General features: G+C 49.8%; 15 protein-coding genes. 12 read left to right on the top strand and 3 right to left on the bottom strand.

What is annotated here, in order from left to right; genetic code table 11:
- The 10 genes from cyoC (at position 1) to H8L47_RS05485 (ending at position 9,417) form a co-directional block, all read left to right on the top strand.
- Positions 1-633 (top strand): cytochrome o ubiquinol oxidase subunit III, encoded by a 633-nt coding sequence (cyoC, locus tag H8L47_RS05530; protein WP_230413647.1) that lies wholly within the window; start codon positions 1-3, stop codon positions 631-633.
- On the top strand, positions 630-1,103 hold the full coding sequence (gene cyoD, locus H8L47_RS05525; RefSeq protein ID WP_186952223.1) for a cytochrome o ubiquinol oxidase subunit IV: 474 nt from the start codon (positions 630-632) through the stop codon (positions 1,101-1,103). The genes cyoC and cyoD overlap by 4 nt, the downstream gene beginning before the upstream one ends.
- Positions 1,100-1,951: an SURF1 family protein gene (locus tag H8L47_RS05520; RefSeq protein WP_230413602.1), complete on the top strand. Its 852-nt coding sequence runs from the start codon at positions 1,100-1,102 to the stop codon at positions 1,949-1,951. Before cyoD ends, H8L47_RS05520 begins: the two co-directional genes overlap by 4 nt.
- A gap of 93 nt (positions 1,952-2,044) precedes the next feature.
- Positions 2,045-3,397 (top strand): ATP-binding protein, encoded by a 1,353-nt coding sequence (locus tag H8L47_RS05515; protein WP_186952222.1) that lies wholly within the window; start codon positions 2,045-2,047, stop codon positions 3,395-3,397.
- 127 nt (positions 3,398-3,524) lie between these two features.
- Positions 3,525-4,061 (top strand): response regulator transcription factor, encoded by a 537-nt coding sequence (locus H8L47_RS05510; protein WP_186952221.1) that lies wholly within the window; start codon positions 3,525-3,527, stop codon positions 4,059-4,061.
- A gap of 94 nt (positions 4,062-4,155) precedes the next feature.
- Positions 4,156-4,368, top strand: a complete 213-nt coding sequence (locus tag H8L47_RS05505) for a hypothetical protein (protein ID WP_186952220.1) — start codon at positions 4,156-4,158, stop codon at positions 4,366-4,368.
- A 329-nt stretch (positions 4,369-4,697) separates the two neighbouring features.
- On the top strand, positions 4,698-6,344 hold the full coding sequence (locus H8L47_RS05500) for an S-layer protein (RefSeq protein ID WP_222616421.1): 1,647 nt from the start codon (positions 4,698-4,700) through the stop codon (positions 6,342-6,344).
- Between the two features lie 226 nt (positions 6,345-6,570).
- Positions 6,571-7,188 (top strand): LysE family translocator, encoded by a 618-nt coding sequence (locus H8L47_RS05495; RefSeq protein ID WP_186952219.1) that lies wholly within the window; start codon positions 6,571-6,573, stop codon positions 7,186-7,188.
- A 231-nt stretch (positions 7,189-7,419) separates the two neighbouring features.
- Positions 7,420-8,559, top strand: coding sequence for an HD-GYP domain-containing protein (locus H8L47_RS05490; protein ID WP_230413601.1), 1,140 nt, complete (start codon positions 7,420-7,422; stop codon positions 8,557-8,559).
- Positions 8,560-8,592: 33 nt separating this feature from the next.
- Positions 8,593-9,417: a response regulator gene (locus H8L47_RS05485; protein ID WP_186952218.1), complete on the top strand. Its 825-nt coding sequence runs from the start codon at positions 8,593-8,595 to the stop codon at positions 9,415-9,417.
- Between the two features lie 15 nt (positions 9,418-9,432).
- On the opposite strand, the gene H8L47_RS05480 is transcribed toward H8L47_RS05485, so the two are convergent.
- Positions 9,433-9,888, bottom strand: coding sequence for an Lrp/AsnC family transcriptional regulator (locus H8L47_RS05480; protein WP_162057814.1), 456 nt, complete (start codon positions 9,886-9,888; stop codon positions 9,433-9,435).
- A 359-nt stretch (positions 9,889-10,247) separates the two neighbouring features.
- Here H8L47_RS05480 and H8L47_RS05475 point away from each other — a divergent pair, with 359 nt between their 5' ends.
- Together H8L47_RS05475 and rocF are read left to right on the top strand one after the other, a co-directional pair.
- Positions 10,248-11,327, top strand: coding sequence for an ornithine cyclodeaminase (locus tag H8L47_RS05475; protein WP_186952217.1), 1,080 nt, complete (start codon positions 10,248-10,250; stop codon positions 11,325-11,327).
- A gap of 35 nt (positions 11,328-11,362) precedes the next feature.
- Entirely contained in the window at positions 11,363-12,274 is a 912-nt protein-coding gene (gene rocF, locus H8L47_RS05470; RefSeq protein WP_186952216.1) for an arginase, read from the top strand.
- A 441-nt stretch (positions 12,275-12,715) separates the two neighbouring features.
- Here rocF and H8L47_RS05465 read toward each other — a convergent pair whose 3' ends face one another.
- Together H8L47_RS05465 and H8L47_RS05460 are read right to left on the bottom strand one after the other, a co-directional pair.
- Entirely contained in the window at positions 12,716-14,149 is a 1,434-nt protein-coding gene (locus H8L47_RS05465) for an NAD(P)(+) transhydrogenase (Re/Si-specific) subunit beta (protein WP_186952215.1), read from the bottom strand.
- On the bottom strand, positions 14,149-14,472 hold the full coding sequence (locus H8L47_RS05460) for an NAD(P) transhydrogenase subunit alpha (RefSeq protein ID WP_186952214.1): 324 nt from the start codon (positions 14,470-14,472) through the stop codon (positions 14,149-14,151). The genes H8L47_RS05465 and H8L47_RS05460 overlap by 1 nt, the downstream gene beginning before the upstream one ends.
- Between the last annotated feature and the right edge of the window lie 67 nt (positions 14,473-14,539).

Here is a 14,539-nt window from a genome sequence, read left to right as displayed (position 1 = left end):
ATGAACTTGAATACCAGTGCAAATTCACAAGCAGGCAGACTTGCCAGCAGCGATTTTTATGTCAAGGAACATCATCCGGAAAACGGCACCCTGCTCGGTTTCTGGCTTTATCTGATGAGCGATTGCCTGATCTTCGCCTGCCTGTTTGCAACCTATGCCGTACTTGGCCGCAACTATGCAGGTGGCCCGACCGGTGCAGAACTGTTTGACTTGCCGCTGGTTGCCGTCAATACCTCCTTGCTGTTGTTGTCATCGATCACGTATGGCTTTGCCATGCTGGAAATGCAGCGCAAGCGTGTTAAAGCCACTTTGATCTGGCTAGGTATTACCGGCTTGCTGGGTGCCGGTTTTATCAGTCTTGAACTGTATGAATTTGCACACCTGATACATCAAGGTGCAGGCCCGCAGCGCAGTGGCTTTTTGACCTCCTTCTTTGCCCTGGTTGGCACACATGGCTTGCACGTGACTTTCGGTATTATCTGGCTCGTCACCCTGATGTTCCAGATTGGTCGTCATGGTCTGACTCCAGAAAATGGCAGGCGACTGATGTGCCTGTCCATGTTCTGGCATTTCCTGGACGTGATCTGGATCGGTGTATTTACCTTTGTTTATTTGATGGGAGTCTTGCCATGAGCGCACACCAAGAACACATGGCGCATGGTCATGGTAATCATCATGATGGTCACCACGGACATACGCACGCCAACCATGGCAGCCTGAAAGAATATGTAACTGGATTTGTCCTGGCCGTGATCCTGACCGCTATCCCTTTCTGGCTGGTCATGGGCAAAGTCATGAACAAGTCGAGTACCACAGGTATAGTCCTGCTGGTATTTGCAGCGGTGCAAATCGTGGTGCACATGGTGTATTTCCTGCACATGAATAGCAAATCCGAAGGTGGCTGGACCATGCTGGCCTTGCTATTTACCGGCATGCTGGTATTTATCATGATGAGCGGATCACTGTGGGTAATGTATCACCTGAATCACAATATGATGCCCGGCATGATGCATGAAACAGAAACAAAGCCGCAATCGATCAATGCTGCACCAATGCCCAAGCCCGCTGCGGACAATATGAAGTCCATGCCATCCATGCAATGAACGAGCATGAACAAGGAAGCACTGGAAAAAAAACTGACCTGACACCAAAGACAGGTCAGCCTTCCCATCGCTCCCGCTTATTCAGACTGGGCTTCACGGCCTGCATGGCAGTTATTTTTGCAGGCTTCATTTCTCTCGGCACCTGGCAGGTGCTGCGCCTTCAATGGAAGCTCGATCTGATTGAGCGAGTTGAGCAGCGTGTACATGCAGCACCTGTACCCATCCCAGGTTTTTCAGTATGGCCAAACATCAATGCAAGTGCAGACGAGTACCGCCATGTGCAGGCCAGCGGTGTTTTCCTGCATGAGAAAACGGTTTTGACGCAAGCCACCACGGAATTAGGAGGCGGCTTTTGGGTCATGACGCCACTGGCAATTGCAGATGGCGCTACGATCCTGATTAACCGTGGTTACATCCCGGAAAAAATGGCCGCATCTTACAGGGCATCGTCAGGAAAAGATCGCCTCGCCACATTGGATGCAAGTAGCATTCAGGTCACTGGCCTATTGCGCATGACAGAACCGGGCGGAGGATTTTTAAGAAAAAATGATCCTGCTGGCAACCGCTGGTATTCACGCGATGTGAACGCCATTGCTACTGCAATTGGCTTAACCAGGGCCGCCCCTTTCTTTATCGATGCCGATGCAGGCCCAGACAACAACAAACTCGGCACTCAGCAAAATGGTGCTTTAGCCAACACCCCGGTTGCAGGCCTGACCGTGATTCATTTCCACAATAATCATTTAATTTACGCCATCGTCTGGTTCTTGCTGGCAGCAATGACGGCAGCTGCCTGGGTATATGTGATCCGGCATCGAAACAACACCAGCACCTCCAATGAAGGGTAATACCGCATAAACCGGGCTGGGATTGCAAATTTAATATATAGCCCATGATCTGTTAGCATGCACTAAAAAGCACAATAACGGGACATGGCAAGCATGACAAGAAAAATACCTCCTCATAGCATCGGGCAAGGCATAGTGGCAAAAACCGCAACAAAAACACCAGAAAACCAGTCTGCTATTGCGATAGCGTACGAAAACTCTGCAGGTCACAAGAACATGTTGCAGCTTATACAGTTGCGCTGGCTTGCCGTGTTTGGTCAGTTATCCACTATTTTGATCGTCATGTTTGGCTTTGGCATACAGTTGCCCCTGGTCAAAATGCTGGCTGTGCTGATCTGCCTGATAGGCTTTAATATTGCCAGCCACTTGCGCTGGCACGAGCGCGTGTACGTAACCAATGGCGAACTTGTTTTTGCCTTGCTGATCGATGTATTCAGCCTGACGGCCCAGTTGTACTTCGGCGGAGGTACGTCGAATCCCTTTGCTTTTCTGTATCTGCTGCAAGTGATTTTAAGTGCAGTCTTGCTGGAAGCCTGGTCCACCTGGATCATCGTCGTCATCACCAGTGCCTGCCTGGCCGGACTCTCACTGTTTTCTGAACCCTTAACCCTGCCGCCGGGTGAAAACGGCGGACTGTCACACTTATACGTAGCTGGCTATATTATTTGCTTCATGCTCAATGCGGCCCTTTTGGTATTCTTTATCACCCGCATAGGCCGCAACCTGCATGCGCGGGATGTTCAACTGGCTGATCTGCATCAACGCGCGGTGGAAGAAGATCATATCGTGCGCATGGGTCTGCTGGCTTCTGGTGCGGCGCATGAACTGGGTACACCACTGGCAACGCTCTCTGTCATCCTGGGTGACTGGCGGCGCATGCCGGAATTCAAGAAAAACCCCGATCTGCTGGAAGAGATCAGCGAAATGGAAACACAGTTGCAACGCTGTAAAAGCATCGTCAGCGGTATATTGCTGTCAGCGGGAGAGGCGCGTGGCGAGTCTGCGCTCAAAACAACGATTAATACTTTTTTGAATGACCTCATACAAGAATTTACAGCGACCCGAACTATCGTCTCATTTGGTTTCGATAATCAAATCAAAGAAGACATCCCCATCGTCTTTGATACCGCGCTCAAGCAAATGGTCTGCAACGTGCTCGACAACGCCCTGGAAGCATCCCCAGAATGGCTGCGCATGGAAGCCGTGCGTCGTGACGATTCGCTGATATTTACTGTAGTCGATCATGGTCCTGGTTTTGATCCCGTCATCCTGTCACGCATAGGTGAACCGTACCAATCTACCAAAGGTCGCCCCGGCAGCGGCCTGGGATTATTTTTTGTCGTCAACGTGGCCCGCAAACTAGGTGGTCATATCACGGCATCCAACCGCGAAGAAGGCGGCGCCATCGTACAATTGAGCCTGCCACTGTCGGCGATTATGCTTTAACCGGGATTTTCCATTAAGATTGGCGGCAACGGCACACCCCCGACAAGGATGAAGCTCACAATTTCCGTAATTGCATCGTTGCAGCACCTCATCGACATCCCGGTTTAACTTCAGGAATCTTTTTACTATGCCAGAGAATCGTCTGCTACTCATTATCGAAGACGATACTGCTTTTGCCCGCACACTAGGTCGCTCGTTTGAGCGGCGCGATTACACTGTCTTGCACGCAAGCAGCAAGGAAGATGCTGAAAGATTATTATCAGATCATAGGCCGCAGTATGCTGTCGTTGACCTGAAGCTGAATGGACACTCTTCCGGACTGGCATGCGTACAGCTTTTGCATCAACACAATCCCGATATGCTGATTGTTGTACTCACAGGTTTCGCCAGCATTGCGACTGCAGTGGAAGCAGTCAAACTAGGCGCTTGTCAATATCTGTCAAAACCCTCCAACACCGATGATATTGAAGCCGCTTTTGGACATGTCGCTGGCACAGCAGAGGTAGAAATCACGAATCGCTCCACCTCCATCAAGAATCTGGAGTGGGAAAGAATTCACGAAGTTCTGGCTGAAACCGATTTTAATATTTCCGAAACAGCCCGCAGACTAGGCATGCATAGACGCACGCTTGCGCGTAAACTGGAGAAACAAAGGATTAAGTAAATTAATCGCCTGCTATTATTTTAACCAAAAAACAGGGAATACCAGTCTCACCAGGATTACTCTATAATCCGCCCTTCAACTGAAAGGAAACACCATGAAAATGCGCATCAAAAGACGCCATCTGAATTTTGGACGTATGTACAATCACCAACTGGCCGCCGTTCTCGAAGCAGCATTTGAAGAATTCAAAAGTAATTTCAGCGAACAAGGCGCCTCCATTACTGAGTCCATAGACTCGCTGCAAGACCTGGGTGCCAGCTATCGCCACTTTAAGAAATTTGCCCTGCGTTTCGCCAAGGCACATTAAACCCAGCCCTTGACGAGTCGTTGTTGACGGCTTTCGCCTGAACACGCGACTCGTTTTCCGTTGGAAACCGCGTAAAGTCCTGCGGGCCCAACTATTCTTCACGAATTAAATGCTCCGCTCGATTGTGGGCATGACTCATTTTTTCGCTCATGACGCTTCGATCATGTGCGTATATCCCAAAACTCATTCGACATATTGCGATGGTTTCTCGTTGATGAAATCGATTGTAATTATAGCGTCACAGTCAATTCCTATAATTCTCTCATATACGGAAAATATATTTAATTTGCCGTATGTAGATTCATACGCCCCAGAGAAAAGGATTTCCAATGCGTCCCCGCTATTTGAGTTTGATTGCTATTTCTTTTGTTATTCCGTCCACTGTCTTTTTGCTGCATGGCTGCGGTAGCTCGTCTGACAGTACCGCCCAAGCACAAAAACCTGACCTCCCTGCCACTTCAGCTGCTGGATGGACAACCGGTGACTTGCATGTACACACCATACAGTCCGACGACGCCCGCACAACACAAACGCTAGATACAGTACTAGATAAAGCATTTACCAGCTATGGGTTGGACTGGACGGCTATTACGAACCACCTGCGTTCCTCAAAATATGACAACAACGGTGCCCCCCTGACAAACCCGGTACCATTTGCATATGGCATGGCATCCTATGAAATCCCCAGGATCAAAGCCTTGCAGGCATCTGGTCGCTATGCAGACAAAACCATTTTCTCAGGTTTTGAATGGGATATGCCTACGCATGATCATCTAGGCGTCAGCATTTTTGATGTAGTAGATGGCAAATTGATTTCGTCTACGTCAGCGGCCAAGGAATTTCAATATCTGTTCACCACGCTGGAAGACAGCAAATTTGATGCGGCGGATGTCAGCAAGTGGAAAGCGAAATATCCCCAACGTTTCAACAGCACGGCAGCAGATGCCTTGCAAGCCATCTCGTGGTTGAAGAAAAATTATCCTGATACCAGTTTTATCACAATCAACCATCCTTCGCGCAATCCCGGCAAATACACGATTGCCGACTTCCGCTCGATGAATGACATGGCACCCAACATCATGTTCTCGATAGAAGGCATGGTCGGCAACCAGATGGAACCAGATCGAGGTGGTTATACCTCCAGCTATACCGATGCCAACAAACCAAATCGTGTTTATGGTGGGGTTGATTCCATCGTCGCGCAAGTGGGCGGTGTATGGGATGCCTTGCTGGGTGAAGGTCGTCGCATCTGGAATATTGCCGATTCTGACTCCCATTTTAAAATCGATGACGCAGGCAATAGCAGTGGTTACTTCCCGGGCGAATACGCGAAGAACTATGTGTGGATGAACGACAAGAAAGCAGGCGTGAATGAATTGATCAAGAGCCTGCAGTCAGGCAGAATGTTCAGCGTATTTGGCGACCTTATCAATGCCATGGAATTTACCGTCAGTAATGTCAATAATGCCAGCGATGTAAAAAACATGGGACAAGAGCTGAAGGTAGCGAACGGCAGCACGGTTGATGTCACCATACGTTTCAAAAGCCCGGCCAGGAATAATTATGAATTTCCACTCGGTAGTGGCGTATCTGCCAACAAGGCACCGAAGGTGGATCATGTGGATCTGATCGTGGGTGATGTTGGCAGGAAGGCGGCACCGGATTCCAGTGCTTACAATGTGGCAAGCAATCCTAGCACCAAAGTTTTGAAACGCTTCACCAGCGCCGACTGGAAAACAGACGCTGAAGGTTTCTACGTCATCAAGTACCAGATGGTTGTGCAGAAAAATCAGTACCTGCGCTTGCGTGGCACCAACCTCGGCATCAACGTCGCAGACATGACAGAAAATGGTGAACCATTGGCCGATGCCAAAATCACGACCACTGACAACCCGACGCGCCACAACCAGATCAATGACCGTAACTACGCCAGTCTGTGGTTCTATTCCAATCCAGTCTTTGTTAGCGTGAACTAAGCCTGGCCGTATCAAGGGTGGGGAGAGTACCTTGCGCTGAATGTAATTGCAGGTCACTTCCCCACCCCTCATCCAACACATGGGAAATTATCTTTTCGATAAATTTCACCTTGGACGAAGGATCAAAGTGAACATCTGTTACTCCATCGTTGATCAAATCTGTATTCCTTTCGCATAAATATTCAGGAGTACAATTTATGCCATGACATAACTAGGGAGGGCCGCAATGAAACTGTATCCATTATTCCTGCTGATGGCAGCAGCCACCGTGTTCAGCCCTGGTCCTGGTGTAGTCATGACACTGACAAATGCTTTACGCTATGGCATGCGCGGCACTTTTGGCGGCATCCTGGGCATCTCCTTTGGTGCTTTGATTGTAGCCGCAATTTCTGCTACCAGTGTGGGTGTCATCCTGGCAGCATCAGCTACTGCATTTACCGCACTCAAGCTGCTGGGCGCTGCTTACTTGATTTTTCTCGGCATCAAGCTCTGGCGTGCACCTGCCTTTCGCTTCACTGAAGGCAATGCCCATGAAGCCAGCTTCAAAAAACGTTTTTTGGAAGGCCTGTCTTTACAAATGACCAACCCCAAGGCGATATTCTTTTTCCTGTCAGTATTCCCGCAATTCATCGACCCAGCCATGAGTTTTGGCTTACAGTTTGCGGTACTGGTCATGACTTATAGTAGTCTGATTATTGTCATTCATAGTGGCTACGCAATTTTTGCCAGTCGGGCCAAAACCTGGCTGACCTCGGAAAAAGGCGGCTCATATATGAACAAAATTGGTGCTGCCACCTTCATATTTTTCGGTTGCGCCCTGGCAGGCGCCAAGCGCACTGTATAAGTCGATCAGGCAATGACTACATTACGGTGCACCGCACAAGTGTGCCAGAGCAACAGAAAGCCCATTCTTGACATTTGATAACAAGTACAACTGATGTTTTCTGCTAGCATCTAGAGTAGACCTGCACTGAACGAGATGCGGTCTAGTTAGTTCGCATCCTTATAGCCAACAAGGTTGCTGGCAAAAACAGTATGCTTGTTTCTCCCGCTTCACTCACCTGCAGAGGTAGGCATGTCAACCAGACGTATAGGGATGTCTGACATTGTCATAGGGCAAGCCTTGCCATGGGATGTGTATGGCAGTGACGGCAGCTTATTATTGCGCAAAGGCTTTATTGTCACCAGCCCGAATCAGGTATCAGCGCTCATAGAGCGTGGCCTGTTTGCAGATACCGGCAAGTCTGACGCGGGTCTGCGTGATGGTAAAACGGTAGAAAAAGCCAGCGAAGCTCCCTCAGTCGTGCGCACAATCAATGCTGTGCGTGCTGAATTACGCAGGCTGGTCTATAACCTGGCGACAGAAGCGGATGTACCAGCACAACTGATATCCCTGACAAAAAAAATGGGTGCGGCGGTCTTCATGGCACCTGATGTTGCGCTAGGTTGCATCCTGTTGAACCAGGATGATAATTACGGCCCACGACACTCGGTCGATACCGCCGTCGTTTCCTTGCTCATTGCCCGTACACTCAAGAAACCTGCCGATGAAATGCTCATGCTGGGGGCAGCAGCACTGACCATGAATGTTGCCATGCTGAGGCAGCAAGAAAAATTGCAGGAAAAAAGCGAGACATTGAGCGCATCAGAACAGCAGCTGATTTCTGAGCATCCGGAAACCGCTGTCAGGATGTTGCGTGCGGCGGGCGTTGACAATGAAGACTGGCTTTCCTGGGTCTTGCATCATCATGAAAACGAAGATGGCAGTGGCTACCCGGAAAAAAAAAGCAGTGCCGATATCCCGCAGAATGCCAAGATCATTTCCCTTGCTGACCGCTATTGCGCACGAGTCTGCGCCCGCAGTTATCGCAAATCCATGCTGCCGAATGCAGCGCTGCGTGACATTCTGGTGGAAGGCAAATCCAAGATAGACCCCATGCTGGTTACGGTATTTATCAAGGAACTGGGCACCTACCCGATAGGGACTTTCGTCAAGCTGGAAAGCGGCGAAACTGCGGTCGTGACAGGCAAAGGTGCGACCACTACGACACCCTTGGTGCACGCACTGCTTGGGCCGCGTGGCACACCTTTGTCGATGCCAATCAGGCGCGATACACAAAAGCCGTTGATGGGTATCCGTGAAGTCTTGCACCGCGACCAGGTGCCAGTCAAATTCACCATGCGCCACTTGTGGGGCGACATCGCCCGACTATGAATCATCCACTTACCAGGACTAAGTCACCCTATCATGGACAACGATTTCCCAGGACTGCAAGAAGTCAGCAATGAAGAAAGCTTTGAAGAGCTGAACCAGCCAGACTATCACAGTCTGGTGTATTTATATTTTGCTGACAATGAAGCAGCTCAACAACTGGCGACGACGCTTGAATTGCACCATCACGAAGTGATCTGTTTTGACGACGCAGATGAATTGCAATCTGCCATCATCGTCAGAGCCCCACAGGCTCTGGTCATGGACGTAGATAGTACGGCAGGAGAAATTGCAAGAAAAAAAATCGGTAACCGGATTATCGGCAATTGCCCTGTTATCTATGTTTCAGCCATTGATGATTTCATGCAAAGACTGGCTGCCGTGCGCGAAGGTGCCGAAGGTTATTTTCTTAAACCCCTGGATGCAGATGCGCTGAGCGCCAGGATAGATGAAAAAATTGCCAGAAATGAAGTCATGGCCTACCGCATCCTGGTCGTTGACGATGATGAAATGCTGGCCAGTTATTATGAGGCCATCCTAAGCAGTGCCGGCATGCATGTTAAATCCATCAATGACCCTGTCGAGGTGCTGGATGCATTGAAGAAATTCAAACCCGAGCTGGTACTGACAGATTTGAACATGCCAGTTTGCAATGGGCTGGAAATGGCGCAAATAATTCGGCAAAACAATCGTTACCTGGATATACCCATTGTCTTCTTGTCCAGCGAAACTCAAAAAGAAATGCTGGCCATAGAAACCGGGGCAGATGACTTTCTCAGCAAACCCATAGACCCCGAAAAACTGATATCGACCATCGCCAGCAGGGCGGAACGTTATCGTAATTTACGCAAGCAGAGATAGCAAAGCGCGGATTCATCAGTCTATCGGCAGTCCGCTGACGGGCTTGATTTCTTCCATGCAAATCATGGAACGCAATGAAGCAACCCCAGGCACCTGCATCAGGGTGTCTGTCAGGAATTGCGACAGGCTTTTCAAATCGCTGGCGACGACCTTGAGTATGTAATCAAAGTCGCCGGAGATCGTGTGGCACTCTATGATCTCTGGAAATGCCTTCAATTGTCGTTCAACCTCGCGCACATTGCGAAACTGTTCCCGGTCCAGTGACAGGTTCACGAATGCCATCACGCCAAGGCCAAGCGCCTCAGGTGCAACCTGTGCAACATAGGCACGTATCACCCCTTTTTCTTCCAGCGTCCTGACCCTGCGCAGTGTTTGTGGTGCTGACAAATGTATGCGCTCAGCCAGGCTTAAATTACTCATGCGTCCATCTTGTTGCAAATGGCGCAAGATACTGCGGTCATATACGTCCATTTTTATCTCCCGGCTACATCCCGATTTTCAGGATATTTTGTCATTTTCGTTAAATGAGAAATTTAAACACATTATTTACAGATATATGAAACTTAATTTCTATTTACATGAAATTTACATCTCATTTAGCAATCTAATTCTTTGCCCGGCTGGCTACAATGGTAAACAGAATACATAGCACAACAGGTGCGCAAGAGCCTGATGCGAAATGGGTCTGGTGGATTTTCAGAAAATCGCACTCTTCTTCGAAGGAGTGGATGAAAGTCTCGCAACATCAGGAAAACCAGGGTGATTTCGCAATAGCCTCTGAAATGTGTTCCCGCAAGTCCAATATAAATACGGTAAATACGGAGAACATCATGGTGACCTTCATCGGCACGAAAGAACTGCAAAACCACTTGAAGAAGACCAGACTGGAAGACGCCATTTCACGTCTGGCTGGCATGATCAAGGAAGACTATTTGCGCTGGCAATCATTTGACAAATCTGCGCGAGTAGCCAATCACTCAGACGTAGGTGTCATAGAGCTGATGCCTATCTCTGACGGCAACCAATATTCATTCAAATATGTCAATGGTCACCCGAAGAACACCCAGGCTGGTTTGCTGACGGTGACTGCCTTTGGCGTACTGGCTGATGTGAATACCGGCTACCCTCGCCTGCTGTCAGAATTGACACTGACAACTGCCATACGCACTGCCGCCACCTCGGCCCTGGCAGCGACTTATATGGCCAGGCCAAACAGCTGTGTCATGGCACTGATAGGCAATGGTGCGCAAAGCGAGTTTCAGGCAGTGGCGTTTCATGCCATGCTGGGCATTAAAGAGTTGCGTGTATATGACATTGACCCTGCAGCAACTGACAAATTAATTCATAATTTGCGTATGTATCCAGAATTACGCGTGGTACGCGCCAGTTCCACTGCCGAGGCAGTCAAAGGTGCGGACATAGTAACGACGGTGACAGCAGACAAAACCAATGCCATCATACTGACCCCGGAAATGATAGAGCCCGGCATGCATATTAATGGCGTCGGTGGAGATTGCCCAGGCAAGACAGAGTTGCATGCAGATATTTTGAGTAACGCCTATGTGGTAGTGGAATATGAACCGCAATCCCGCATAGAAGGTGAATTGCAGCAAATGCCGGCAGATTTCAAGGTGACCGAACTGTGGACTATCCTGGCAGGGAATGCTACTGGTCGCAGCAATGCAGAGCAAGTAACAGTATTTGATTCTGTAGGATTTGCACTGGAAGATTTTTCTGCCATGCGTTATCTGGAAAAATATGTCATGCAGGCCAATTCACCGGTACTGGATCTGATCCCTGAAATGATGAACCCGAAAGACCTGTTTGGTATGGGGATGGCAGTAACAAGCACCAATGTTGCCAGCCCTGCCCGTAGCAATACAGATTGTGCAGTACCAATAAACGCTTGAAGTCAAACTTGACCACGGCATTACACTAGAAACGAATGAAAACCATTTCCTTAATTGGAGCGCCTACCGATGTAGGCGCAAGCGTCAGAGGCGCGGGCATGGGGCCCGACGCATTACGTGTGGCAGGCCTGAACGAGGCTTTGACGGCACGCGGCCTGAAAGTCATCGACCATGGCAATTTGCATGGTCCGGCCAATCCCTGGGAACAACCAGTGAATGGTCTGCGCCACCTCAAAGAGGCGATAGACTGGAATCAGGCCGTGTACGATGCCGTCGACAAGGCCTTACAGGAAGGCCATATGCCCATGATGCTCGGTGGTGATCATTGTCTGGCCATAGGCTCCATCAGCGCGGTGGCAGCCCACTGCCGTCGTGTTGGCAAGAAACTGCGCGTTTTATGGTTTGATGCCCATGCTGACAGCAACCTTTCGACTATCAGCCCTACCGGCAATATCCACGGCATGCCTGTCGCCTGCCTGATGGGTCATGGCCCCAAAGAGTTGATCAACTACAGTGGCCAGACTCCCGCCATCCAACCCGCAGATATCCGCCTGATAGGCATACGCAGCGTCGATGATGGTGAGCGCAAGTTCATCCATGAAATGGGCATGCAGGTATTCGATATGCGCTACATCGATGAATACGGCATGCGCAATGTCATGGCCTCCGTCTTGGCGAATCTCGACAGCAATACCCATTTGCATGTGAGCTTTGACCTTGATTGCCTGGACCCTGGCATCGCTCCCGGTGTTGGTACTGCCGTACTCGGTGGCCCTAGCTATCGAGAGGCACAATTGTGTATGGAAATGGTGGCTGATACCGGCTTGATGGCTTCACTGGACGTGGTCGAACTCAACCCTGCACTGGATGTACGCAATCAAACCGCCGTTCTGGCGGTTGACCTGATCGAAAGCCTGTTTGGTAAATCGACGCTGGTCAGGATGTAAGTTCTGAGGCCATCAGCATTGTTCATTATCGGCCTCTGACGGTCTTCATTACAGTCACACGTGTACAGGCGATGACGGCTGGACAAACCAGCCTGATGCAGCCCATCGCAAGCTAAAAATAGTGAACAAAGACTACCAAAGTGGCCGCCTGCAATTCAGATTCTGGCGGTAAGAATATCTTGATCTGATTCCAGAACAAGCAGACTGGGCATGCTGGGATGCCTTGGGGCAGTTGTTATTTGGATGCGCCGGTTCGCTCTATAAATACGCACTTGATGACATACGCGCAGGTACAGCAAGAACTGTCATCAATCTTGAACATTTATCGCCGCCCGCCAGCCTGGAGTAATGATTTACACCCTAGCCGTATAAAGCAAAAGCCCCGCTGCAACGTCAATCACAGCGGGGCTTTTTTGTACAGATCAATACAGCTACAGAAAATTACTCAACTGCCTTCACCATATCTTCAATCACTTTCTTGGCATCGCCAAACACCATCATGGTTTTATCCATGTAGAACAATTCATTGTCCAGCCCTGCATAGCCAGAAGCCATGGAGCGCTTGTTGACGATAACGGTCTTGGCTTTGTAGGCTTCCAGGATAGGCATGCCAGCAATCGGTGATTTGGGGTCTTTTGCCGCAGGATTAACCACGTCATTTGCACCCAATACCAATACCACGTCAGCTTGGCCAAATTCGCTGTTGATGTCTTCCATCTCGAATACCTGGTCATAAGGTACTTCAGCTTCTGCCAGCAAGACGTTCATGTGACCAGGCATGCGCCCTGCCACAGGGTGAATCGCATACTTGACGGTGATACCTTTGTGCGTCAGTTTTTCTGTCAGTTCTTTCAGGGCATGCTGGGCACGTGCAACCGCCAGGCCATAACCAGGAACGATGATGACAGTCTCTGCATTGCCGAGCAGGAAAGCCACGTCATCAGCAGAACCGGATTTAACGGTACGCTGCGCCTGGTCACCCGTAGCAGCAGTAGCAGCTTCGCCACCAAAACCACCCAAGATTACATTGAAGAAAGAACGGTTCATCGCCTTGCACATGATGTAAGACAGGATGGCACCAGAAGAACCTACCAGCGAACCGGCAATGATCAGCATGGAGTTATTCAGCGAAAAACCAATACCCGCAGCTGCCCAGCCAGAATAACTGTTCAGCATCGATACCACCACCGGCATATCAGCACCACCGATAGGGATGATGATGAGCACACCCAGCACGAAGGCCAGAGCCGTCATGATGATGAAGGGTGTCCAGCTTTGCGTGACGCAGAAGGCAATACCGCAAGCCAGCATCGCAATTGCCAATATCAGGTTCAACTGATGCTGGCCACTGAAGCTGACTGGTGCGCCCTGGAACAGACGGAACTTGTACTTGCCCGACAATTTACCAAAGGCGATGACAGAACCTGAGAAGGTAATCGCGCCGACAAAAGTACCGATAAACAATTCCAGACGGTTACCGAAAGGTATAGGCTGGTCTCTTGCGACGATATTGAATACCCAGGGCTCGGACACGACGGCCACGGCGATACACACCGCTGCCAAACCGATCAATGAGTGCATCGCTGCGACTAGTTCCGGCATCTTGGTCATCTCTACGCGCTTGGCCAGCGTAGCACCTATGCCACCACCGACGATGACGCCGATGGCAACCAGGCCATAGCCCAAACCTGCACCACTACTTTCGCTTTTCAGTTTGACGATCAGGGCAATGGTGGTCGCGACCGCGATTGCCATGCCTATCATGCCAAAGCTGTTACCACGGCGTGCCGTGGAGGGGTGGGACAAGCCTTTGAGTGCCTGGATAAAGCAGACGGATGCGATCAGATAGAGCATCGTTACCAGATTCATGCTCATTATTTGCCCTCCTTGTCAGCATGGGCAACGGCCTTAGGCTCTTTTTTCTTGAACATTTCCAGCATCCTCTGGGTAACCAGAAAACCGCCGAATACATTCACTGCCGCCAGTGCGACGGCTACCGTGCCCATGACCTGGGCCAGCAGGCCTTCGGTCAAACCGGCGGCCAACATGGCACCGACAATGATGATGGCAGAAATGGCATTGGTCACCGCCATCAAAGGCGTGTGCAGGGCTGGTGTTACTGTCCACACCACATGGTAACCGACATAAATTGCCAGCACGAAGATGATGAGATTGGTAAGGGTATGACTAACTTCCATGATGTCCTCTCTTTAATTGGATTGAGACATGCAAATCGAGACATGAGCAAGCAGAACTTTAGATGCC

Origin of the sequence: Undibacterium umbellatum, from assembly GCF_014284125.1 — a bacterium.
GTDB classification, from domain to species: Bacteria; Pseudomonadota; Gammaproteobacteria; order Burkholderiales; family Burkholderiaceae_D; genus Undibacterium; species Undibacterium umbellatum.
Note: the sequence above shows the minus strand (reverse complement) of the source record. Positions and strands in the feature narration are given on the sequence as shown.